General features: G+C 67.0%; 18 protein-coding genes. 12 read left to right on the top strand and 6 right to left on the bottom strand.

Going from position 1 to position 22,678, the window contains the following annotated elements; all coding sequences use genetic code 11:
• Positions 1 to 40 precede the first annotated feature (40 nt).
• A complete protein-coding gene (locus BCY78_RS14905) occupies positions 41 to 931 on the top strand; it encodes a LysR family transcriptional regulator (RefSeq protein ID WP_068303422.1) in 891 nt (296 codons plus the stop codon).
• Here BCY78_RS14905 and BCY78_RS14900 read toward each other — a convergent pair whose 3' ends face one another.
• Complete coding sequence (locus tag BCY78_RS14900) at positions 932 to 1,816, bottom strand: AraC family transcriptional regulator (protein ID WP_068303541.1); 885 nt, start codon at positions 1,814 to 1,816, stop codon at positions 932 to 934.
• Between the two features lie 189 nt (positions 1,817 to 2,005).
• On the opposite strand from BCY78_RS14900, the gene BCY78_RS14895 reads away from it, so the two are divergent.
• From BCY78_RS14895 to BCY78_RS14845, 11 genes are all read left to right on the top strand, one after another.
• Positions 2,006 to 3,220, top strand: a complete 1,215-nt coding sequence (locus BCY78_RS14895) for an amino acid ABC transporter substrate-binding protein (protein ID WP_068303420.1) — start codon at positions 2,006 to 2,008, stop codon at positions 3,218 to 3,220.
• Positions 3,221 to 3,277: 57 nt separating this feature from the next.
• Complete coding sequence (locus BCY78_RS14890) at positions 3,278 to 4,144, top strand: branched-chain amino acid ABC transporter permease (protein WP_068303417.1); 867 nt, start codon at positions 3,278 to 3,280, stop codon at positions 4,142 to 4,144.
• Positions 4,145 to 4,149: 5 nt separating this feature from the next.
• Positions 4,150 to 5,064 (top strand): branched-chain amino acid ABC transporter permease, encoded by a 915-nt coding sequence (locus tag BCY78_RS14885; RefSeq protein WP_068303415.1) that lies wholly within the window; start codon positions 4,150 to 4,152, stop codon positions 5,062 to 5,064.
• Positions 5,061 to 5,792 carry an ABC transporter ATP-binding protein gene (locus BCY78_RS14880; RefSeq protein WP_068303413.1) on the top strand — a complete coding sequence of 244 codons (732 nt, stop codon included), beginning with the start codon at positions 5,061 to 5,063 and terminating at the stop codon, positions 5,790 to 5,792. Before BCY78_RS14885 ends, BCY78_RS14880 begins: the two co-directional genes overlap by 4 nt.
• Positions 5,785 to 6,501 carry an ABC transporter ATP-binding protein gene (locus BCY78_RS14875; protein ID WP_068303538.1) on the top strand — a complete coding sequence of 239 codons (717 nt, stop codon included), beginning with the start codon at positions 5,785 to 5,787 and terminating at the stop codon, positions 6,499 to 6,501. The genes BCY78_RS14880 and BCY78_RS14875 overlap by 8 nt, the downstream gene beginning before the upstream one ends.
• Before the next feature lie 16 nt (positions 6,502 to 6,517).
• A complete protein-coding gene (locus BCY78_RS14870) occupies positions 6,518 to 7,966 on the top strand; it encodes an aldehyde dehydrogenase (RefSeq protein ID WP_068303411.1) in 1,449 nt (482 codons plus the stop codon).
• A gap of 142 nt (positions 7,967 to 8,108) precedes the next feature.
• Complete coding sequence (locus tag BCY78_RS14865) at positions 8,109 to 10,376, top strand: response regulator (RefSeq protein WP_068303408.1); 2,268 nt, start codon at positions 8,109 to 8,111, stop codon at positions 10,374 to 10,376.
• Between the two features lie 250 nt (positions 10,377 to 10,626).
• Entirely contained in the window at positions 10,627 to 11,136 is a 510-nt protein-coding gene (locus BCY78_RS14860) for a molybdopterin-dependent oxidoreductase (RefSeq protein ID WP_139103181.1), read from the top strand.
• Positions 11,137 to 11,240: 104 nt separating this feature from the next.
• Entirely contained in the window at positions 11,241 to 13,367 is a 2,127-nt protein-coding gene (locus BCY78_RS14855) for an ATP-binding protein (protein ID WP_139103180.1), read from the top strand.
• Positions 13,368 to 13,370: 3 nt separating this feature from the next.
• Positions 13,371 to 16,721 (top strand): PAS domain S-box protein, encoded by a 3,351-nt coding sequence (locus tag BCY78_RS14850; RefSeq protein ID WP_068303402.1) that lies wholly within the window; start codon positions 13,371 to 13,373, stop codon positions 16,719 to 16,721.
• A 149-nt stretch (positions 16,722 to 16,870) separates the two neighbouring features.
• On the top strand, positions 16,871 to 17,482 hold the full coding sequence (locus BCY78_RS14845) for a response regulator transcription factor (protein ID WP_068303399.1): 612 nt from the start codon (positions 16,871 to 16,873) through the stop codon (positions 17,480 to 17,482).
• 13 nt (positions 17,483 to 17,495) lie between these two features.
• Here BCY78_RS14845 and BCY78_RS14840 read toward each other — a convergent pair whose 3' ends face one another.
• From BCY78_RS14840 to BCY78_RS14820, 5 genes are all read right to left on the bottom strand, one after another.
• A complete protein-coding gene (locus BCY78_RS14840; protein ID WP_068303396.1) occupies positions 17,496 to 18,203 on the bottom strand; it encodes a response regulator transcription factor in 708 nt (235 codons plus the stop codon).
• Between the two features lie 330 nt (positions 18,204 to 18,533).
• Positions 18,534 to 20,225 (bottom strand): hypothetical protein, encoded by a 1,692-nt coding sequence (locus BCY78_RS14835; RefSeq protein WP_068303392.1) that lies wholly within the window; start codon positions 20,223 to 20,225, stop codon positions 18,534 to 18,536.
• Positions 20,222 to 21,343, bottom strand: coding sequence for a chemotaxis response regulator protein-glutamate methylesterase (locus tag BCY78_RS14830; RefSeq protein WP_068303387.1), 1,122 nt, complete (start codon positions 21,341 to 21,343; stop codon positions 20,222 to 20,224). The genes BCY78_RS14835 and BCY78_RS14830 overlap by 4 nt, the downstream gene beginning before the upstream one ends.
• On the bottom strand, positions 21,343 to 22,197 hold the full coding sequence (locus BCY78_RS14825; RefSeq protein ID WP_068303385.1) for a protein-glutamate O-methyltransferase CheR: 855 nt from the start codon (positions 22,195 to 22,197) through the stop codon (positions 21,343 to 21,345). The genes BCY78_RS14830 and BCY78_RS14825 overlap by 1 nt, the downstream gene beginning before the upstream one ends.
• A gap of 1 nt (position 22,198) precedes the next feature.
• Complete coding sequence (locus BCY78_RS14820; RefSeq protein WP_068303383.1) at positions 22,199 to 22,678, bottom strand: chemotaxis protein CheW; 480 nt, start codon at positions 22,676 to 22,678, stop codon at positions 22,199 to 22,201.

The raw sequence follows: 22,678 nt of genomic DNA, 5'->3' as shown, positions 1-22,678 counted from the left end.
AGGGTCCAGTCTGGGCGCGATCTGACCCGCCGGAGCCCCCATGGACCGCCTGCCACCGCTGCGCCTGCTGACCACCTTCGAGGCCGTTTCGCGGCTGGGCTCGATGCGCGAGGCGGCGGCACGGCTGAACGTCACCCAGCCCGCCGTCAGTCAGGCGTTGAAGGCGTTGGAGGACCATGTCGGCGCGGCGCTGGTCGACCGAAGCACGCGTCCGGCCTCACTGACCGAAGCGGGGCAGGTGCTGGCCCGTGCGGTGCGCGACGGGCTGGGCCAGATCGAGGGGGCGATTGAGGATATCCGTTCGCTCGCCGGGAGCGAGGAACGGCAGGTGACGGTGGCCTGCACGCTGGGGATGGCGACCTATTGGCTGATGCCCCGGCTGGCCGATTTCTACACCCGGTTTCCTGAGATCGCGGTGAATGTGCAGGCCCCACCGACCGATCTGCCGGTGCTGGCGCCGGGGATCGACATCGCCGTGCGCTACGGCACCGGCGGTTGGCGCGAGGGGGTGACGCAGAAGCTGTTCGACGAGGTGGTCTGCCCGGTGGGCGCGCCCGCGCTGGTCGACCGGCTGCTGGCCGAGGGGCAGGGGCTGGACAGCGCGCCGCTGATCCATGTGCGCAGCCCCCATAACCAGCATTGGGCGGGGTGGGAGGATTACCTCGGCGCGCGCGGGATTGCCCGGCAGCGCCTCGCCGGGCCCAGCTTCAACAATTACGTGCAGGCGGCGCAGGCGGTGATGAACGGGCGCGGGCTGATGCTGGGTTGGCGTTCGATCACCGGCGGGGCCGGGCGCGGGGGCGCGCTGAAACGCTGGTCCGGGGGGGCGGGGGATCTGGGCACGGCCTATTGGGTCACGGTGGCACCGAAGCTGTCGCAAAGCGGGCAGGATTTCCTCGACTGGATTCTGGCGCAGCCGGCCGCCGGCTGATCACGGCCAGGCGGCATAGGACGTATCGCCCCGGTCCTGCGCGGCCTTCATGCGGCGGCGGTAGCGGGCGGGCGAGAGGCCGACCTGCTTGGTGAATTGCCGGGTGAAATAGCCCTGATCGGCAAAGCCCAGCCGGAAGGCGATCTGGCCCGCGGGCATGCCGGTGTTGGCCAGAAGCTCGCAGGCCTCGGTGAAGAGCGCGCGCATCAGGTAGCCCTTGGGCGAAAGGCCCGTCGCCCGCTGCACCGCCGAGCCGAGGCGGTCCGGCGTTACCGACAGCGCGCGGGCATAATCGGCGACGCGCCAATGCGTGCGGCCATGCTGCGCGGCCAGCAGCACGAAGCGCTCGGCCAGCCCCTGCGGTGCGCCGCCATGGGCGATCAGGTCCGCGCGCGCCAGCCGCCACAGCCGCACCAGCAGCAGCGAGGTCAGATGCGCGACGGCCAGATCCTCGCCGGGGGCGCGGGCGGATTGCTCGGCGGCAAGGTCTTCGATCAACGCGCTCAGCTTTTCGCCGGGTTCCAGTGGCAGCGACAGGTTCTGGTCCAAGGTCCGGCGCATCTGGTCGCCCAAGGGGGTGGCGGGCATGGCCTGCGCCACGCTGAGCTGCGGCAGGGCCAGCAGCAGCCCGCGCGTGCCGCCGCCGACCAGTAGCTCGCGCCCCTCGCCATCGGGCAGCCACAGCAGGCGGCGGCCTTCCACGGGGTCACCCTCGGACCCGTCGCGGCTGCGCAAGGCGGCCGAGCCGGTGAACAGGATGGCCAGATGCGCCAGACCCGCGGGCAAGCCGTAACCCGCGCGAGTCAGGGGGCTGGCGATGCGCTGAATTGCCGGCGTGGTTCGCCGCGATGCAGCAGGTGAGGGGGCAGGGAAACGGTCGGGCATGGTGGCGCTAAAGGTGCCGATAAGCGGAGGCAGGATCAAGCAAAAGGTCAAAACAAGGTCTGAAAAGTGCATTTTTTGCCGGATGAACTGCCGCTAGCCTTTCCTCACCCCGCAGTTCGGAAGCCGAGTCAGGCCACCGGGCAAGATCGGGGGGAGACCGCGCGGGAGGGCGCGGCAAGGGAGGATGACATGACCAACATGACCCGGCGCGCCGGATTGCGCGCCCTTGGCTTTGGGCTGGTTTCGGGGCTCGCCCTGAGCGCCGGTGCGGCCTTCGCGCAAGAGACCGTCACCATCGGCTACGCCGTCGCGCGCACTGGCGCCAATGCGACCGGCGCCGGCATCACCACGATCCCGAATTACGAGCTCTGGGTGCACCATGTGAACGAGGCCGGCGGGCTGCAGATGCCCGATGGCTCGCGCCGGATGATCGAGGTGGTGGAATATGACGACCGCTCGTCCAACGAGGATCTGGTCCGCGCCATCGAGCGTCTGGCCACCGAGGATGAGGTCGACCTTATCCTGCCGCCTTGGAGCACCGGGGCGAACCTCGCCGTGGCGCCCTTGTTCGCGCGCTTCGGCTATCCGCAACTGGCGGTGACCGCGGTGACCGACCGCGCGCCGGAATTCGCCGCGCGCTGGGACCGCAGCTTCTGGATGCTGGGCGGCGGGCATGACTATGCCGCTGGCTTGGTCGAGGTTCTGGCCGCTGCCCATGAGGCTGGCACGATCAACAACAAGGTGGCCGTCGTCTCGGTCGCGGATGGCTTCGGCATCGACCTGATCAACGGCGCGCGCCCCGCCTTCGAGGAAGCGGGCTTCGAGCTGGTCTATGACGCGACCTACCCGCTGGGCACCTCGGATTTCGCGCCGCTTCTCAACGAGGCGCAGGGCTCGGGCGCGGACAGCTTCATCGCCTTCAGCTATCCGCCCGACAGCTTCGGCATGACCGGCACGGCGCGTTCGATGGGCTACAACCCGGCGGTCTTCTACGTGGGCGTCGGCGGGGCCTTCCCGATCTATCCGCGCATCGCCGAGAACACCGAGGAGGGCGTGATGTCCATCGGCGGCGTGAACGCGGATTCGCCGGCGATTCAGGGCTATTTCGAGGATCACACCGCCTTCGTCGGCGCCCCGCCCGACAGCTGGGCCTCGGCCATCACCTATGCCTCGCTGGAGATGTTGCAGCAGGCGGTGCAGCGGGTCGGCCTCGATCACGCGGCGCTGGCGGAGGAGATTTCGACCGGCAGCTTCGAGACGATCATCGGCACCGTCCAGCTTGAGGACAACCAGCTGCGCGACCTGTGGTGGGTCGGTCAGTGGCAGGGCGGGTCCTTCCGCGCCGTGAACCCGGGTGACCGCGAGGGGGCCGTGGCCCCGATCATCCCGCGTCCCAACTGGTAAGACCTCTCTGCGCGGAGCCCTGCTGACGGGCTCCGCGCCCCATCCGAAAACGGAACCATGCTTCTCACAACCCTCATTCTGGGCGTCGTCCTCGGCGGCACCTATGCGCTGCTCGCGCTGGGCCTGACGCTGCAATACGGGATCGCGCGGATCATGAACCTCGCCTATGGCGAGTTGACGCTGATCGCGGCCTTTCTGCTGGTCTGGGCCTTCCAAGGCCTCGGCCTCTCGCCCCTCGTGGCGATCCTCCTTCTCGCGCCGGCCGGCTATGCTTTGGGCTGGGCGCTCTACACGCTGATGATGCGGCCCTTGGTGAAACGCTCGGGCGCGAGCGGGCGGCTTGAGGTCGACTCGATCCTCGCCACCTTCGGCCTTCTGTTCCTCATCCAGGGCGTGCTGCTTCTGGTCTTCGGGCCGAATTTCACCTCGATCTCCTATCTCGACCGGGGCGTCTCGGTGCTGGGCGTGACCGTCGCTGCGAACCGGCTGGTGGCCTTCGGCATCTGCCTCGTCGCCGGCACCGCGCTGGTCGTCGCGCTGGCCCGCACCCGCTGGGGCCTGACCCTGCGCGCCGTGGCCTTGAGCCCGGTTTCGGCCCCCTTGGTCGGCATCAATGTCGACCGCGCCATGCGGCAGGGCTTCGCGCTGGGCTCGTCCTTGGCCGCGGTCGCCGGGGGGACGCTGGCGATGTACCAGACGTTTTCCGCGACGGGCGGCGTGGTCTTCACGATGAAGGCCTTGGTCATCGTCATCATGGGGGGCGTCGGCAATGTCGGCGGCGCCTTGGCCGCGGGCCTCGCGCTGGGGCTCGTTGAGACCTTCGTCGCGACCGCCATCGACCCCGGCCTGACGCTGGCCGCGACCTTCGCCTTGTTCCTGATTGTCCTCCTGTGGCGGCCCGAAGGGCTGTTCCGGCGGAGATGAGTCCGATGCGCATTTTCCTCACGTACGCGCTGCCGCTGGCCGCGCTGGCCCTGCTGGCCATCGCGCCGCTCTATGCCTCGGCCTATCAGCTGGGCCTGCTTCTGGGCATCGCCACCTATGTGACGCTGGCGTCCGCTTGGGCGCTGTTCTCGGGCCATACCCGCTATATCTCGCTCGCCACCGTCGCCTTCTACGGCACCGGCGCCTACACGGTCGCCGTGCTGAACGAGAGCCTGCCCTATCCCATGGTTCTGGCCACGGCGGGGCTGATCGGCGCGGGTCTGGCGCTGGTCGTGGGCCTGTCCACCCTGCGCCTTGCCGGGATCTATTTCGTGATCTTCTCCTTCGGCCTGTCCGAGCTGATCCGCGAGCTGATCACCTGGTACGAGGTCAATGTCACCGGCACCCTGGGCCGCTACATCTTCCTCGATCTGACCCCGCAGGACATCTACTGGCAGATGTTGGGCTTGGGGGCCGTGACCATCGCGCTGACCGCCTGGATCCACCGTCGCCGTCTGGGCCTCGCCCTGCGCGTCATCGGCGATGACGAGACAGTCGCCGCGCATTCCGGCATCCATCTCGCGCGGGTGAAGCTGATCGCCTTCGTGCTGGCCTCGACCATCATCACGCTCGCCGGTGCCATCGCCTCGCCGCGCTGGGTCTATGTCGAGCCTTCGATCGTCTTCAACCCGACCGTCAGCTTCCTGACCGTCATCATGGCGCTTCTGGGCGGCGCGAACCGGCTCTGGGGCCCGGCCTTGGGCGCGGTCCCGCTGTTCCTGATCTTCGAATGGCTGTCGTCCGATTTCCCCGATACCTATCCGATCCTGCTGGGCCTTTTGTTCATCGGCGTGGTGTTCCTGCTGCCGCATGGCGTGCTCGCGGGGATCGAGCAGCTGCGGCAAAGGAGGAAGGCATGAGTTTCCTCACAATCGACAAGGCCACCAAGCGGTTCGGCGGGCTGACGGCGGTGAACGAGGTCTCGTTCACGCTGCAAGAGGGCGAGATCGCCGGGCTTCTGGGCCCGAACGGCTCGGGCAAGACGACGCTGATCAACCTCGTCTCGGGCGCGCTGCCGGTCAGCGGCGGGGTGATCACGCTGGAGGGCAAGACGCTGAGCAGCCGCCGTCCCGATGTGGTCGCTCGCGCCGGGGTCGCGCGGACCTTCCAGCTGGTGCGCATCCTGCCCTCGCTCACGCTGATGGAGAACGTGATGATCCCCGCGGTCTTCGGCGCCAAGGCCCATTGGGGCCGCGCCGCCGAGGTCGTCGCCGAGACCGCCTTGGCGCAGGTCGGGCTGAAGGGGCGCGAGGGGCTGAGGGCCGGGGATCTGACCTATATCGACCAGAAGCGGCTGGAACTGGCCCGTGCGCTGGCCGCCGAGCCGCGCCTCCTGCTGCTCGACGAATGGCTCGCCGGGCTGAATCCGACCGAGCTGCAACAGGGCATCGCGCTGATCCGCTCGCTGCGCGAGACCGGGATCACCGTGCTGATGGTCGAACACATCATGGAGGCCGTCCGGGCGCTCTGCCCCCGTGCGCTGGTGATGAACTCGGGCATCTTGATCGCCGATGGCGAGACGGGCGCGGTGCTGTCCGATCCGCAGGTGATCGCGGCCTATCTGGGACAGGTGGATGCTCATGCTTGAAATCGCTGATCTTTCCGTCCGTTACGGCAAGCACACCGCTTTGGATGGCATCAACGCGACGGTCGGCGCGGGCGAGATGGTCGCCATCCTCGGTGCAAACGGGGCGGGGAAATCCTCGCTACTGGGGGCGGTCGGCGGGCGGGTCAAACCGGCCTCGGGCACGATCCGCTACAAGGGCGCCGACCTTCTGGCCCTGCCACAGCACCAGCTGGTCGAGGAGGGCATCGCGCTGGTCCCCGAAGGCCGCGGGATCTTCCCGGCGATGAGTGTCGAGGACAATCTCTCGCTCGGCGCCTTGCCCCGCCGGGCGCAGGCCGGGGCCGCACAGCGCCGTGACGAGGTCTTCGCGCTGTTCCCGAAACTCGCGCAGCGCCGCGCGCAGGTTGCTGGCACCATGTCCGGCGGCGAGCAGCAGATGGTCGCAATTGGCCGCGCGCTGATGTCCGCGCCGGACCTTCTGCTGCTCGACGAGCCCTCGCTCGGCCTTGCGCCCATCGTCGCGCAGGAGCTGTTCGCGGCGCTGGGCCGGATCCGCGCCGGCGGGCTCACGGTGATGATCGTCGAGCAGAACGCCGCCGCGACGCTGGCCCTTGCCGACCGCGCCTATCTTCTGGAAGCCGGGCGCATCATCGGCGCCGGCCCTGCCGCCCAACTTCGCAACGACCCCGCCGTCGCCGCCGCCTTCCTCGGCGGGGCGCCGGCCGCATGACCCGCAGGAGAACCCCATGCAAATCCTGAACCTTTTCATCGACGGCAAGCATGTCGCGGCCGAGGGCGAGCGCCGCTTCCAGCGCGCCAACCCGATCACCGGCGAGGTGGTGACCGAGGCCGCCGCCGCCTCGCTGGCCGATGCGACCGCCGCCGTGGACGCCGCCGCGCGCGCCTTCCCGGGCTGGGCCGCCACCGGCCCCAAGGAGCGGCGGATGAAGCTGCTCGCCGCCGCCGAGGCGCTGAAGGCGCGGGGCGACGACATCGTGCAGGCGATGAAGGACGAGATCGGCGCGACCGAGGCCTGGGCGCGCTTCAACGTCATGCTCGCCGCCGACATGCTGGTCGAGGCCGGCGCGCTGACCACGCAGATCAAGGGCGAGATCATCCCCTCGAACCGCCCCGGCTCGACCGCGATGGCCGTCCGCCAGCCGGCGGGCGTGGTGCTGGCGATGGCGCCGTGGAACGCGCCGGTGATCCTCGGCGTGCGGGCGCTGGCGACGCCGCTGGCCTGCGGCAACACGGTGGTGATGAAGAGCTCGGAGCTCTGCCCGCGCACCCATGCGCTGATTGTCGAGGCCATCGCCGAGGCGGGCTTCCCGGCGGGCGTGCTGAACGCGATCTCCAACCACCCGGACGAGGCGCCGAAGATCGTCGAGACGCTGATCGCCAACCCCGCCGTGCGCCGGGTGAACTTCACCGGCTCCACCCGCGTCGGCAAGGTGATCGGCGAGCTCTGCGGCCGTTACCTGAAGCCCGCGCTGCTGGAATTGGGTGGCAAGGCTCCAATGATCGTCATGGAGGACGCGGACATCGACGCAGCCGTCGCGGCGGCGGGCTTCGGCGCCTATATGAACCAAGGCCAGATCTGCATGTCGACCGAACGGATCATCCCCGTCGGCGCGGCGGGCGACGCCTTTGTCGAGGCTTTTGCCAAGAAGGTCGAAAGCCTGCCCGCCGGTGACCCGCGCGCCGCCAACGCGCCGTTGGGGTCGCTGGTCAGCGCGCAGGCTGCCGACCGGGTCCGCGAACTGGTCCAGGACGCGGTGTCCAAGGGCGCGCGGCTCTTGGGTGGCGGCGGAGAAGGTCCGATCCTGAACGCGGCAGCCCTGGATGGCGTGACCCCCGACATGCGGCTCTATACCGAGGAAAGCTTCGGCCCGGTTGCCGCGATCATGCGGGCGATGTCGGTGGACGAGGCCGTGCGTATCGCCAATGAAAGCGAGTTCGGCCTCTCCAGCGCGGTTTTCTCGCGCGATATCAACGCGGCGATGGCCGTGGCGCAGCGGATCGAGAGCGGCATCTGCCACATCAACGGCCCGACTGTGCATGATGAGGCGCAGATGCCCTTCGGCGGCGTGAAGGCCTCGGGCTACGGGCGCTTCGGCGGCAATTGGGGCATCGCGGAATTCACCGAACTGCGCTGGATCACCATCCAGAACGGCCCGATGCACTACCCGCTCTGACCATCAGCCCAACGATAACGCCCGGTGCGGGAAACCGTCGCACCGGGTAATTTACCCTGTTTCCTGATCCGCGAAGGGCCTTTACCCTCACTTTACCACGAACCTTTAGCGTCGTCGCCGAACCCTGTGCCGGAGCTGCGCTGTGCGTCTTGTCGCCGTTGACGATAACCAGTTGATCTTGCGTGTGATCACATCGACGCTGGAAACCTTGCCCGATTGCGAGGTGGTCGGCGCCGAGACCGCGCAAGCCGGGATCGAGGCCTGCCTCGAGCCCACCGATGTTGCGATCTTCGACAACCGCCTGCCCGACATGACCGGGATCGAGGCCGTCGCCACCCTGCGCGCGCGTCCCGAAACCCGCCATCTGCCAATCATCGTCATCACCGCCGACGGCGACCGCGAAACCCGGCTATCGGCCATTCGCGCCGGGGCCACGGATTTCCTGCAAAAGCCGGTCAGCGTAGACGAACTGCGCCTGCGCGTGCGCAACCTGCTGGAGCTGCACCGCGCCCAAAAAGATGCCGCCGAACGGCAGGCGCTGATGGAGACGCTGATCGATTTCTCGGGCTCGCCCATCGCTGTGGCCGATGCCCAGAAGCCCCGCCTGCCGATCCTGCATGTCAGCCAGTCGCTGCTGGAGCAGACCGGCTTCGACGCCGACCAGATCCTCGGTAACCCGCCGTGTCCGCTGTGGAATTGCGGCTCTGAGACGCCCGAGCGCGAGGCGCTGCAGCGGGCCGTCGCCGCGCGGCAGCCGGGCAGCTTCGTGATCCCAGTCGTCAACGTGAACGGCAATCAGGGTTGGAGCGAGGTCACCTTGACCCCGGTGCCCGAGGCCGGTGAGCAGGCGCGGCACCTCGTGATCGCGCGACGGGACGTGACCGATATCATCGAGATGCGCGAGGCCAACGAGCGGATGGCGAACCGGCTGTCCGACATCGCCCGCCTCAGCGGCGCGTGGTTCTTCGAACTCGATGCCGAGCTGCGCTTCAGCTATGTCTCTGACGAGCTGGCGCTGGCCCTTGGCACGACGGCGGATCAGGCGCTGACGCTTCCCGTCTCGGCGCTGCCCGGCCGTATCGCGGAAAAGGACGGCAAGGGCGACACGATCGACAGGCTGTTCGCCGCGCCGCATCACCGCGTCGAGCATCGCATGGCGCATTTCCAACTGAGGAACGGCGGGACGCGGGCGGTGCAGATCAGCGCCGTGCCGTTCCACGACGCACAGGGCGCCTTCGCCGGCTACCGCGGGCACGCCAACGATGTGAGCGAACTGGCCCGGGCGCGCGACCTTGCGGCGCAGGCCAGCAAGGCGAAGTCGGTGTTCCTCGCCACCATGAGCCACGAGATGCGCACACCGCTGACCGCGCTCATCGGCCTGACCGAGGAGCTTGAACGCGACGAGCTGAAACCCGGCCAACGCCTGTTCGTGTCGGAAATCTTCAAGGCTGCCAGACGCTTGTCGACTGTGGTCTCGGATGTGCTGGATGTCGCCAGCATGGAGCAGGGCAAGCTGGAAATCCACGAAGCCCCCTTCGATCCGGCCTCTGTCCTGTCGGATGCCTTGGGCGATTGGCAGGCCGCGGCCGCCAGCAAGGGGCTGTCCCTCGATTGGGGGATCGATGGCCTTCACCGTGAAGAACGGCTCGGCGATCAGGAGCGGCTGCGTCAGATCATCGCCGCGCTGACTTCGAACGCGATCAAGTTCACCGAGCAGGGGAATGCCTCGGTGCGGCTGGATCTGTCCTCGGCCGAGGGGATCGTGCTGACCGTCTCGGATACCGGCATCGGCCTGCGCCCTGAGGAACAGGCGGCCGCGTTTACACCCTTCGCGCAGCTCGACGACGGGATCGCCCGCCGGTTCGAGGGGACGGGGCTTGGCCTCAGCATCACCCGCTGGCTGGTGGAGGCTATGAACGGCACCATCACAATGCAATCGGCGCCGGGCGAGGGGACGCTTGTTCGGGTGAGCCTGCCGCTGGCGATAGGGAAGGCTGACGCGGTCTCGGCCGCGGATCTTCAGGGCCAACGGTTGTTGGTGGCGGATGACAACCGGTCAAACCGGATGATCCTGAAGACCATGCTGACGCGGATGGGGGCCGACGTGACCCTGTGCGAGGACGGCCCCGAAGCGTTGGAACGCTGGCAGGATGGTCGCTACGACGCGCTGCTTCTGGATATCAACATGCCGATGATGGCCGGCACCGATGTGATCCGCACCATCCGCCAGCAGGAGAGGCTGCAGGGCCGGTCCCCAGTGCCCGCGATTGCGGTGACGGCCAATGCCCGCCCGGATCAGGTCGCGGTCTACCGCGATGTCGGTTTCGACGATTGCGTGTCCAAGCCTTTCACCGGCTCCGTTCTGGCGGCGGCGCTGAGGGCGCGGTTCGATCAGGCGAAGACCGCCTGACGCAAATACAACTTATTGATGTGGCGAAATTTCGCCGGAAATCCCGCCGTCGCGCGTTTGCCTTTTTATCGACAGGTTTCGCAGCTTGATCGAAGGTCGATGCTTGGGCCAGAACGGCAACGGGAGACGGGAAGGGCACGCAGAAGGCGTGCAAACGATGCCTTAATTTTAACGCCTCATACAGGACACACCGCTGCCGTCTTTTCGACGCCCGGCGGCTTGTTCAGACCTTGCAGGATGGAGACTGCAGATGATGATGCGATTTATTGTGGCCGTGACTGCGGCCGCCCTGCTGGGAGCAGGCGCGGCACAGGCCGATATGCTGCCTTCGCCGACCGGCCCCGTGATCCTGACGATCTCGGGCGCGGTTTCGGACACCAACGCCGACGGAGCCGCCGCGCTGGACCTGGCGATGCTGGACGCCCTGCCACAACACCAATCCACCGTCGAGACCCCGTGGTACGACGGCGAACAGACCTTCTCGGGCCCGCTGTTGAGCGACCTGATGCAGCTCGTCGGCGCCGAGGGCTCGGAGCTGCGGGTGATCGCCCTGAATGACTTCGCGGCCTCGCTCCCGTGGGATGATATCTCCGAGTTCAACACCATTCTGGCGTCGCGCCTGAACGGTGAGGAGCTGTCGGTCCGCGACAAGGGTCCGCTGTTCGTGATCTACCCGTTCCATGAGCATCCCGAACTGCTCAACGAGGTCTATTTCGGCCGCTCCGTCTGGCAAGTTGCCCGGATCGAGGTTCAGCCGTGAAACAGGCGCGGCGCCAAATAGCGGGCCGGTCCCGCAACAAGTTTGGCGTCGCGGCCCTTGCTTCCGTGGCGATCTTGACCGTTGGTGCCGCGTGGTTGCTGTTCATGCAACTTCTGGACGCCGATGCCGAGATGGACGCCATCGTGCGCGAAAATGCGGTCTGGGCGATCTTCCAGGCCGATCGCCATATCCACGAATTGCACCATTACCTCGAACTGGTGTCGATCGCGGGCGGGGATGCACAGCACGACGACCGCACCAACCACGCAGCGATGATGACCAGCTACGACATCCTGTACAGCCGGGTGACTTTGCTGGAACGGGGTTCGTTCTTTCTGGATCTGACGGGCGAGGGCGCGCTGCAGCAGCAGTCGCGCGAACTGTCGGCCTTCGTCACCGGCCTCGCGCCGCAGATGGACGCGCTTGATCCCGCGGACCCCGGCTATGTGGCCGCCGTCGAAGCGCTGGAGGCGGCGCTGGACCCATGGCTTGGCGTGTCCAACGACATGCTGCTGCAGGCGAATTCGGCCACCAATGAAATGCGCCTCGCCGACCGGCTGACGCGGCTCGATATCCAGGAGAATCTGGCTTGGCTGGCGCTGGTGCTGATCCTCGCCTTCCTTGGGATCTTCGTGCTGATGCTGCTTCAACTGCGCAAGATTGCCCGGTCGAACCAGCTGATGGCGCTCCTGCAGGAGCGCAGCCGCCGCAAAGCCCTGCGCGCGCAGGCGGCGAGCCGGGCGAAATCCGCCTTCCTCGCGACCATGAGTCATGAGATTCGCACGCCCCTGAACGGCATCATCGGCTCGGCCGAGCTGTTGTCGCTGGCCGAGATGAAGGGCCCGCAGGAGCGCCAACTCTCTGCCCTGCGCGATTCGGCGGATCTGTTGCGCGACCTGATTGACGGCATCCTCGATTTCTCGCGCCTCGATGCGGGTTCCATCGAGCAGCACAAGGCCGAGACCGACCTTGCCGCGATGGGGCGTCTGTTGTCGGGCGCCTTCGGCGAACAGGCAGCCGCCGCCGGGCTGTCGCTGAAGATCGATCTGCCCTTGCAGCGCGTGCAGGTGAACGACACCCGCTTGCGGCAGGTCTTGATCAACCTGATCGGCAATGCGCTCAAGTTCACGCATGAAGGCGGCGTCCGCGTGACGGGGCGCCTTGTCGACGGCTATTTCCTGCGCGTCGAGGTCGAAGACGACGGCATCGGCATTTCCGCTGAGGAACAGAAGCGGCTGTTCAAGGAATTCAGCCAGATCGATGGCTCGCATCGTCGGCGTTATGGTGGCAGCGGGCTCGGGCTGGCGATCTCGCGCCGGATCGTTGAGGGGCTTGGCGGCCAGATCGGTGTCGAATCCGAGCCTGACAAGGGCAGCACCTTCTGGTTCGAGCTGCCGATCGAGCCTCTGGGCGCCGCGCGTGACCCGGCCGAGGATCTGCCGACCCGGCCGATCCCGCAGCCGGCGCTGGCGATGGATGTGCTGGTCGTCGAGGATAACGACATCAACTACACGGTGATCCACGCCATGCTGGATTACCTTGGGCACCGCGTCACCCATGCCCGCGACGGGCAGGAGGCGGTGGATATTCTGGCCTATCTGACGCCGGACATCGTGTTGATGGACATGCAGATGCCGAATATGGACGGGCTTGAGGCAACGCGCGTCATCCGGGCGCGGGGACAGGATGTTCCCGTGGTCGGCGTGACGGCAAATGCGTTCGATCATGATCGTCGGGCTTGCCTTGCGGCAGGAATGAATGATTTTCTGGCAAAGCCGGTCACGACCGAGGGCCTGACACGGGTTCTCGACAAGTTCCGGCCCACGCGTCCCCGACCCGGGACGGTGGAACAATCGAGTGTGGCGGCAGAGGCTTCGGCCCAAGCTTCCGTGCGGGAGGAAGACGAGATCGAGAACGAACAGCTCAAAGACCTTGCCGAAGCTCTCGGGCCCGAAATGCTGGAGCAATTGATCGACCGCTTCGCGCTGGAGATCGACGGGTTGGAGACCTCGCTGGGCGCTACCTTGGCTGCGCGCGATGCGGCGGCTCAGGATTCCGTGCTGCACAGCTTCAAGGGCGCGGCCCTGACGCTGGGCATGGAAGGCTCGGGGGGTGTGGCCCAGAGGCTTCGCTCGGCGCTTCCTATCGGTCAGGATGATCTTGCCGGCTTGCTCGCCACGGCAAAACGCGATGTGATTCAGGCCCGTGAGATGCTGGCCAGCATGAGTTGATGAATGACCGAAAGTCCTGACGCTGCGTGGACCTGCGCCCTTTCCGTGGCGCTACGCAGCGTGGCGGCCTCCGGCTCTGGTGCCGGGGAAGACGAGACAGCGACCGATCCCGCCAAACGCGCGGCCATCGGCGATCTGATCCAGCAACTGGCCGCGTCGCTTGGCGCAGACAGCTGTGCGCTTCTCTCTTTGCGCCGCGACGGGGCTCAACCGGTCATCCTGGCCCGCGATTATCCGGCTCCCGACGTCTCGCCCGCCGAAGCGATGCGGCTGCGGCGCGAGGGCGCGCCGGACAGCGGCCCCCTGCCCAGCGAAGGCGCCGTGGCCCGTGCCGCCGCGGCGCAAAAGGCGGGCGACGTTCTGATCGATGAGACGCTGGTCACGCGCGTCCTGCGGCGCAACTCGCGCGCGGCCGATCCGCTGCTTCTGGTGCTGGGCCTGCCCGCTTCGCGCCTGTTGTCCGAGGCGGAGGAACGACGGCTCGACGAAGTCGTGGGCCTGCTGCGCCTTCTGGATCTGCGGCTGGACCCTGCGCCCGGTGACCGTGAGCGCGCTGTTGCCGCGCAGGCCATGGGCGCCGCTTTGGTGGAGAAGATGCTGGTCGCGCCCGAAGAGGCAACCAGCGCGACAATCGAAGATGCCTTGGTGCAATTGGGGCAATTCCTCGGTGCCGACCGAATCGAAGTGATCGTGGAGTTGCGGTCCGAGCGGCTGTCGGCCACGCATGAATGGGTCGCACCGGGTATCAAGCCGCTGATCGCACAGCGGCAAGACCTGCCCCGCGGCCGCGCGCCCGGCGCTTGGCTGGAGCTGCTGCGGCACGGGCAAGTCCATGTGCCCGACACGCAGGCCCTGACCGCTGACGATCCCCTGCGCTTCCTGCTGGAAGATCATGGCGCGCGCTCGCATCTGGCCCTGACCCTGCGCCAAGGGGTTGATAACATGGGCTTCCTCGGGATCGAGACCTGCACCCATACGCGCCGCTATCTCCCGGCCGAGATCGAGCTTGCCCGCACCTTGGCGGCGGTCATCGCGACGCTGCTGACCCGCCTCCCGCTGCGGGAGGAGGTCCATGTCGCCCGTGCCGAGCAGGAGCGTGAGCAAAAGCGCTTGGCGGCAACCTTGAACGCCTTGCCGGACACGGTGATGGAACTCGATGCCGATCTGCGGATCACCGCGCTGCATGCGGGCCCGCGGGTTGACTTGCCGGTCCCCGCCGACCGGCTGATCGGTCAAACCGTGGCCGAGGCCTTCCCGGATCAGGCCGGCCCCTTGACCGAGCTGCTGCGGGCCGCCGATTCCGGGGTCGCGGGGCAGATGGGCGACCGCTTCCCGATGATGTCGAAGGGGCGCCGCCGCTGGTATTCGTTCTCGGCCGCCCCGCGCGAGGCCGACACCGCCGGCACGGCGCCTGGCCATGTGTTGCTGATGCGTGACGTCACCGAACGGCAGATGAATCGGCTGGAAATCGAGCGGCTGAGCAAGATCGTCCAGAGCACGACGAACATGGTGGTCATCGCCGATGCCGAGCGTCGGGTCGAATGGGTGAACCCCGCGTTCGAGGCGCAAACGGGCTACACGCTGGCCGATGTGAAAGGCCGTCGGCCCGGGGACTTGTTGCATGGCCCTGAGACCGATCCCGAGACCGTCGCGCTGATGCGGCGTCATCTGCAGGCCGGCGAACCGGTACGCTGCGAGATCCTCAACGTCACCAAGGCCGGTACGCCCTATTGGGTCGATCTCAATGTCCAGCCGATCTTCGACGAAGGCGGGGCGGTCACGGGCTACATGTCCGTGCAAAGCAACATCACCCAACGCCGCGAACAGACCGGCCGGCTGGAAAAGGCTCTCGCGGCTGAAGCGGCGTCTCGCCTGCGTCTGAAGAACGCCGTCGACATGATGCAGGACGCTTTCCTGCTGTTCGACGCCGATCAGAAACTGGTGCTGTGCAACGGGCCGTTCAAAGCGCTGTTCCCGGAAATGGCCGGCCGTCTGGTGCCGGGCCTCGCGTTGCGCACTCTGCTGGAACGGGGCGTTCGCGGGGGCGAGTTCGCCGGCAATACCGTCGACAAGGACGCTTGGGTCGAACGTCAGATCGACGATTTCGTCCATAAGCGCCGTGTCTCGCGCATGTCCGAGCTGGGCGGGCGCTGGTTCCGGCATGTTCAGGCGCCGACCTCGGACGGGGGGCGCATTCTGCTGCTGTCCGACATCACCGACCTGCGTGATGCCGAACGTCGGGCGCTGGCCGACCGTGGCCGGGCGCTGGATGCGTCGCGCGATGCGATGGTGCTGGTCGCGCAGCAGGGGACGGTTGTCTATGTCAATGAAGCGGCGCTGTCGCTGATGACCTTCAACCGGGTCGAGGACCTGCTGGGCCTCGCCTGGCAGGACGTCTTCACCGGCATGGCCCCGCCGGAACTCTACGGTACGGCCGAGGCGGCGCTGAACACTTCGGGCTATTGGCGCGGGCAGGTACAGATCCAGCTGCGCGACGGATCGCGCAGCGAGATCGAGCTGACCGCCAGCCGTAACAGTGACAGCGGCACCCTCTACATGCTGCGCGATATCTCCGAGCGGCTGAAAGCACAGGCCGAGCGGGAACGCATGCGCGAGGAGCTCGCGCTCGCCCGCCGGCGCGAGGACATGAGCCTGATGGCCATGAGCCTCACCCATGATTTCAACAACTTGCTGGCTGCGATCTCGGCCGCGGCGGGGTTGATCGAGGAGAGCAACTCGCCCGATACCCGCGGCTTGGCAGAGACCATCGGCACCGCGGTCGAGCAGGCGGCGGGCTTGGTCCGGCGGTTGATGTCGCTGGGCCGCAAGCAAGGCAGCAGCGCCGCGCTGGACCTTCGGTTGCCGCTCTCGGATGCGGCCTCGCTGGTGCAGGCGGGTTTGCGGCCGCCGCTGCGGCTGGTCACGTCACTGCCCGAAGCCGAGGTGCCGGTCATGGGCGATGCCGTGGCCCTGATGCAGATGGCGATGAACCTTTGCATCAACTCGCGGGACGCGCTCATCGACGCGCCCCCCAAGGAGGGGCCGGGGCGGATCCAGCTGATCCTCGCCGAGCCAACGCCCGAAGATGCCAAGCGGAAGTTCGATATCGGCGCGCTGGAGCCAGGGCGCCGATATGCCCGGGTTTCGGTGATCGATGACGGCCCCGGCATGTCGCCCGAGACCCGCGCCAATGTCTTTGCCGCCTATTATTCGACCAAGGGCGACAAGGGCACCGGGCTGGGCGTTCCCATCGTTGCCGAGGCCGTTCGGGACCATCACGGCGCGCTGTGCCTGGAGTCCAGCCCCGGAAAAGGCACGCGGTTCGACATTTTCCTGCCGCTTCTGGACAGCTGATCCGCGTCCGCGATCACGGCTGCCCCTGTGGCAAGGAAGACTCTGTGTAAACACCGTGATTCGAAGAACTTGAGAGTTAGGCATTCACAATTCAGAAATACCGCTCTAGGTTGATTCCAATTGGGTTGGATACGAAGGCGGCGAACACTGTGCGTGTCTTGATAGCGGATGATCACGACCTCTTGCGCGACACGTTGGTGATGTTCCTCAACGGTCAGCCTGATCTGGATGTCGAAGGGGTCGGCAGCTACGACGATGTCGTGGCGGAAACCAATGCCAGCGGGCCGGCGGATCTGATCGTGCTGGATTACCGGATGCCGGGGATGAACGGCCTCGACGGGTTGCGCGATGCGATTCAGAACGGCCGCGGCAAGCGCGTGGCGCTGATGTCGGGCGATGTGACCCGCAGCGTGGTCGAAGCCGCGCTGGAGGCCGGGGCCTCGGGCTTCATTCCAAAGACGCTTCCGGCCAAATCGGTGCGCAATGCGGTCGCCTTCATGCTGATGGGCGAGACCTATCTGCCGGCGGACCTGCTGCGTGAGACCGAAACGGTACCCGACGGGCGGCTGCAAGCGCTGTCCAAGCGCGAGCGGGAGGTGTTGCGCGGTCTGTGCGACGGGAAGTCGAACAAGCAGATTGCGCTGGAGCTGTCGCTGTCCGAGGCGACGGTGAAGCTGCACGTCAAGACGATCTATCGACATCTCGGCGTGGCGAACCGCACCCAGGCCGCCCTGATCGCTCGAGATCAAGGGCTGACCTGACAGGGTACGGCGCTTAGACGGCGCGCTTGACGCGCGGGGCGGTCATCGCCGGATCTTCGATGGTGTAGCCCTGACCCCAGACGGTGCGGATCACGCCGTCACCACCCAGCGCATCGGCCAGCTTCTTGCGCAGCTTGCAGACGAACACGTCGATGATCTTCGGCTGCGGCTCGTCGCGGCCACCGTAGATGCGCTCCAGAATGGCTTCCTTGTTCAGGGTACGACCTTTCTGCGAGGCCAGCGTTTCCAGCAGATCGAATTCCTTGCGGGTCAGGTTCAGGACGGTGTCCTCGACCATGGCGCAACGGTCGTGCAGGCGCAGAACCAGACGGCCCAGCTGGATTTCCTGGCTGTTGGCGCGCTGGGCGCGGCGGGCGACGGCGTGGATGCGGGCCACCAGCTCTTCGACCTTGAACGGCTTGGTGACGTAGTCGTCGGCGCCCGAGGTGAAGGCCTCGACCTTGGTCATCGGGTCCAGATCGCCCGAGAGGATGATGACCGGGGTGTTGATGTTCATGGCGCGGGCTTTGCGCAGGATGTCGACGCCGTATTCGTCGCCCAGACGCAGGTCGAGAATAACCATGTCGAAGGGCTGCTTTTGCAGCGAGTCAATGGCCGACGTTCCATCGGTAACCACCTCGACCGCGAAGTTCTGACGGGTCAGGGCGCTCTGGATCAGCTGCGCCATCAGGCTGTTGTCTTCGACGACCAGGATGTTCATTTCAGCTCTCCGACTAGAGTTTGACAATGACTCATTAATGATCGGAAACGCCGATTCTTTCAAAAGGGCAAAGGTTTAGCGGAACTCACCCGTAAGGAGAGTCGCGTTCCATGATCTTGTCGGGGGTCTGGCAAAAGTGGGTCACGACTTCCTGTCGCCGACCCGAAGCTGCCACGTTCTCGCCTTAGTTCGGGGCTTTCCCCCGATTCGCGGACACATTGTGACTATCGGCGCTTCTTCTTGTCTTAGCTAGGGAAGAATTGTGAAAATTGTCCTAATCGTCTTGCCGGATTTTTCGATTCGAGTCCGCGTGCGATTCCCCACCGATTCTCAGAAGAACACGTCGTCATCGGAATCACCCTCGCCGAACGCCGGGACAGAGGGGGCGCTGCGCGGGTGGTCGTTGGCGACCAGCTTCAGCGGGGCCGGCGCGCTTCGGCTGTCGGGTTGGGGCGGGAACAGGATGTCGTGGATCCGGCGCTCGGCCTGCATGGTGTAAAGCGTGCGAGCGGCATCGACCGCCATGCGCTGGCTGGGCGACAGCGAGGCCGGCCAGCGTTGTGCGTCGGAATCCGGAAGGACCATGGCCACGCCGGTGTTGCGGCGCGCCAGTTCGGACAGGCCGCGGGTGATCTGGGGCAGGGGGCCGGATTCCGTGTCGCCCAGAAGGCTCTCGGCCTCGGCGAAGGTGCGGGCCAGCGCCTTGGTCTCACTTTCCAGCTGCTGCAGGCGGGTGCGTTCCTCATGGCCATCCGTGCCGGACCCGGCGGCAAAGCGGGTCGCGCCGGCCTCCTGCGCGCGGGCGAGTTCGATGATGAACTGGCTCTCCTTGCCGATCCGCCCGGTGCATTCGCGCAATTGCCGCGCGACCTCGGTCATGGCTTGGCCATGGGTGCCGATCTTGCGGGCGACGAGGATCGCATTGATGCCCAGCCCGTGCATCTCGGCCTCCAGCCCGGCGATGGCCTCGACCGAGGCGGCGCCGCGGGCATAACCCTGCGACAGGCGCGCGATCTCGGGCGCAATCTCGGCGGTGATGCTGGCCAGCTGCGACAGACCCGCGTTGAGCTGCCCGAGCAGGCGACCAACCGAGTCGAAGGTCCGGGTGACGCCCATGCTCGCGAGGTCGCGCACGGCGGCCCCGGCGGCACGGCGGGAATCGCGGATGATGCGGAGTTGCGCCAGCGCGGCCGTCAGTTCGGCGCCGAAGGTGCGGGCGGTATCGGCCAGCTGCGCGGCGGCCAGCGCCTCGATCACCGGGCGAACCTCGCCGCCGGGCGCCGGGTCCAGCCGCTTGAGCATGGTGACCACATGTTCCAGCCGTTGCCGGGCCGCGTCCCCGCCTTGCAGATCGGTGACGGCATGGCGCAGGGCATCGACGATCCGGGCATGGGCCTCGGTCGCGTGGCCGACGGTGCGGTGCAGGCCGCGAAGGCCGGCGAGCATCCGCAGCTGCTCGGGCAGGGCGCGGCGCTGCTGTTCAAGCCCGCTGACGGCCTTGGTCAGCTCCTTGATGGCGGCGGTGACGGGGCGCAGGTCGACATCGGCCTCGCCCATCTCGGCGGCCAGACGCGCCGTGGTCTCGGCCGCGCCTTGCAGCAGGTCCTTCACGTCCTGCGCGAAATGCTCCAGCGCTTCGTTCCGCTCCGACAGGCTGCGGCTGAGAACCTGCGCATTCGTCGCCACCATCGAGGCCAGCCGGATCTCGCGCTTCATGCTGTCCAGCCGACCGCTGATGTCGGTCACGTTCTTCTTCAACTGCCCCGAGATCTCGCCCAGCTCGCCATAGGTCTGGGCCACCGTGTCCAGATGGCTGCCGACATCCTCGATCGACTGGCGGAAATTCTCCTGCCCTTCGCCGCTGGCGATGTCGCTGGCGCGGTGCAGGAGGTCCGTCATGGCCTCCATCGCGTCCAGCTGCTCGAACAGCTGGACGGCGGCGCCTTCGCACAGGCGCTCGATGGAGCTGTTGAGGTCCACCGACTCGGCCATGAGCCTCGTCGCGGTCGAAGTCTTGGTCATGCAACCCCCGCCTTGACGGCGAAACGTGTGATTTCCTGCGCCAGACGGTCCAACGGAGCCTGACGGATGGCGGCGCCCAGACGAACGGCTTCACCTGGCATGCCCCAGACGATGCAACTGGCCTCGTCCTGGGCGACAGTATCGCCTCCCGCAGCGCGCATTTCCAGCATTCCCCGCGCGCCGTCGTCGCCCATGCCGGTCATGATGACCCCCATGGCCGCACTTCCGGCGGCGATGGCGACCGAGCGGAACAGCACATCGACCGAGGGCCGGTGCCGCGCGACATAGGGGCCGTCGATCAGTTCGATCCGGTAGCCACGGCCCTGACGGCGCACCAGCATGTGCCGGTCGCCGGGGGCGATCAGGGCAAGGCCGGGTTCGGTCCGGTCGCCATGCCGGGCCTCGCGCACGGTCATCGGCGACAGGCCGTCCAGCCGACGCGCGAAGGTCGTGGTGAATTTCTCGGGCATATGCTGGGTGATGACCAAGGGCGGGGTCGTCGCCGGCAGTTGCGGCAGGAGGGTCGCCAAAGCCTCGGTCCCGCCGGTGGAGGCGCCGATGGCGATCAGCGGCGGCAGGCCAGCCGGCACAACACCGCCCGCGCGCGGCGGCGGCAGGATCGCGTCGGCGGTCAGTTTCGGGCCGGGCTGCAACGGGGCGGGTGCGGGTTTCGGCGGGGTGCGCGTCGTCGCCTGCGCCCCTAGGCCCTTGCGACGCCCGACATGCGCGGCGGCGCGCACGGCATCGCTGAGGCGGATCTGTGCCTCGGCCCTTGCGGCGGGTGAGGTCAGGCGCGGCTTTGCGATCACCTCGCTTGCGCCCATCTCCAGCGCCTTGAGCGCATTGCGCGAGCCGGCCTCGGTATGGCTGGAGCAGATCACCACCGGCAGCGGGTGCTGCTGCATGATCTTGCCGAGGAAGGTCAGCCCGTCCATGCGCGGCAGTTCGAGGTCCAGCATCAGCACATCGGGCAGCCCCTCGCGCATCTTGGCGGCGGCTTCGAACGGGTCATTGGCGGTGCCGATCACGGCGATGCCGGGATCCTCGGACAAAAGGTCGGTCAGCAGGCGCCGGGCGGCGGGGCTGTCGTCGACGATCAGAACCTCGATCTTCCCCATCAGCGACGCTCCTCATTACGATATACTCCGGGCGCGACGGCATGCAGGCCCGGAACGCGCACGATCATCGATTCGGCGTGACCCACGACGAGGTAGCCGCCGGGCCGCAGATGGGCGGCCACAGCCCGCACCACGCGGTTCTGCAGCGCCGGTTCGAAATAGATCAGCACGTTGCGCAGGAACGCCACGTCCAGCCCATGGTCTATCCGATAAGGGGTTTCGATAAGGTTCATCTCGGCGAATCGGACGCGGGCACGAAGCTCGGGCACGATGCGGCCGCGCAACCCGTCCTCGCCCTTGCCGGTCATGATATAGGTGCTGCGCAGCTCGGGCGGGATCGGGTGGAATTCCGACACCGGGTAGATCGCGGTGCGGGCAATATCCAGCACCCGGGTCGAGATGTCCGTGCCGAGGATGCGCCAGTCCAGCCGCTTGTCCACCGACGCCGCCTGCGCCAGCACCATCGCCGCCGACCAGGCCTCGGCTCCCGTTGAGGCGGCCGCGGACCAGAAGCGGAACTTCGTCGCCTGACCGGCGCGGGTGCGGGCCAGTGCCTCGGGGATGATCCGCTCCTTCAGCAGGCGGTAGTGGGCCTGCTCGCGGAAGAAGTCGGTCTTGTTGGTGGTGAGAAGGTCGATAATCTCGGGCAGTTCGTTGTAGAGGCCATCGTCATCGAAGAGATGCGACAGGTAATGGTCGATCGAGGGCATCTCCAGCGCGATGAGGCGCTTGCGCAGGCGCGAGGCAATCATCACGTCCTTCGACGGTGGCAGCCGGATCCCGGTTTCCTGATGCACAAGATCCCGGAACTGATCCAACCGGCCGCGGCGGGGGGGGCTGACGGCGGCCTGCATCTCAATCCACCATCGCCGCGGTGCTAAGCTCGGCCAGCTCGCCGTCGAACAGGCCGTCGACATCGAGGACCGTCACGAACTTGCCCTGCCGCTTGCCGATGCCGGCGACCATACGCTCGTTCCAGCGCAGCATCTCTGCCTCGGCCAGCTGGGTCTCGCCGCCCTCGTCCAGAAGCGCGACGTCCAGCACACGGTCCACCCGCAGGCCGATGTAGCGCCGCGTCTGGCCCTCGGTGTCGATCAGCAGAACGATGATGCGCGTGTCCAGCGCATCCTCACGGTCGGGTTGCCCCAACAGGCGCCGCAGATCGACCACGGGGACCGAGATCCCGCGCCGGTCGATCAGACCCAGCAGATGGCGCGGGGTCCGGGGGAGCGGCGCGGTCTCGCGGGCCTCGAGGATCTCGACCACGGGGGCCACCGGCAAGGCGAACAAGGCCATGCCAATGCCGAAAGTGACGACGGTTTCATCCCTGTGCAT

Origin of the sequence: Pararhodobacter sp. CCB-MM2, assembly GCF_001691415.1 — a bacterium.
Classification (GTDB): Bacteria; Pseudomonadota; Alphaproteobacteria; order Rhodobacterales; family Rhodobacteraceae; genus Pararhodobacter.
The sequence above is the reverse complement of the archived record's forward strand: the minus strand, read 5'-3'. Positions and strand labels throughout refer to the sequence as shown.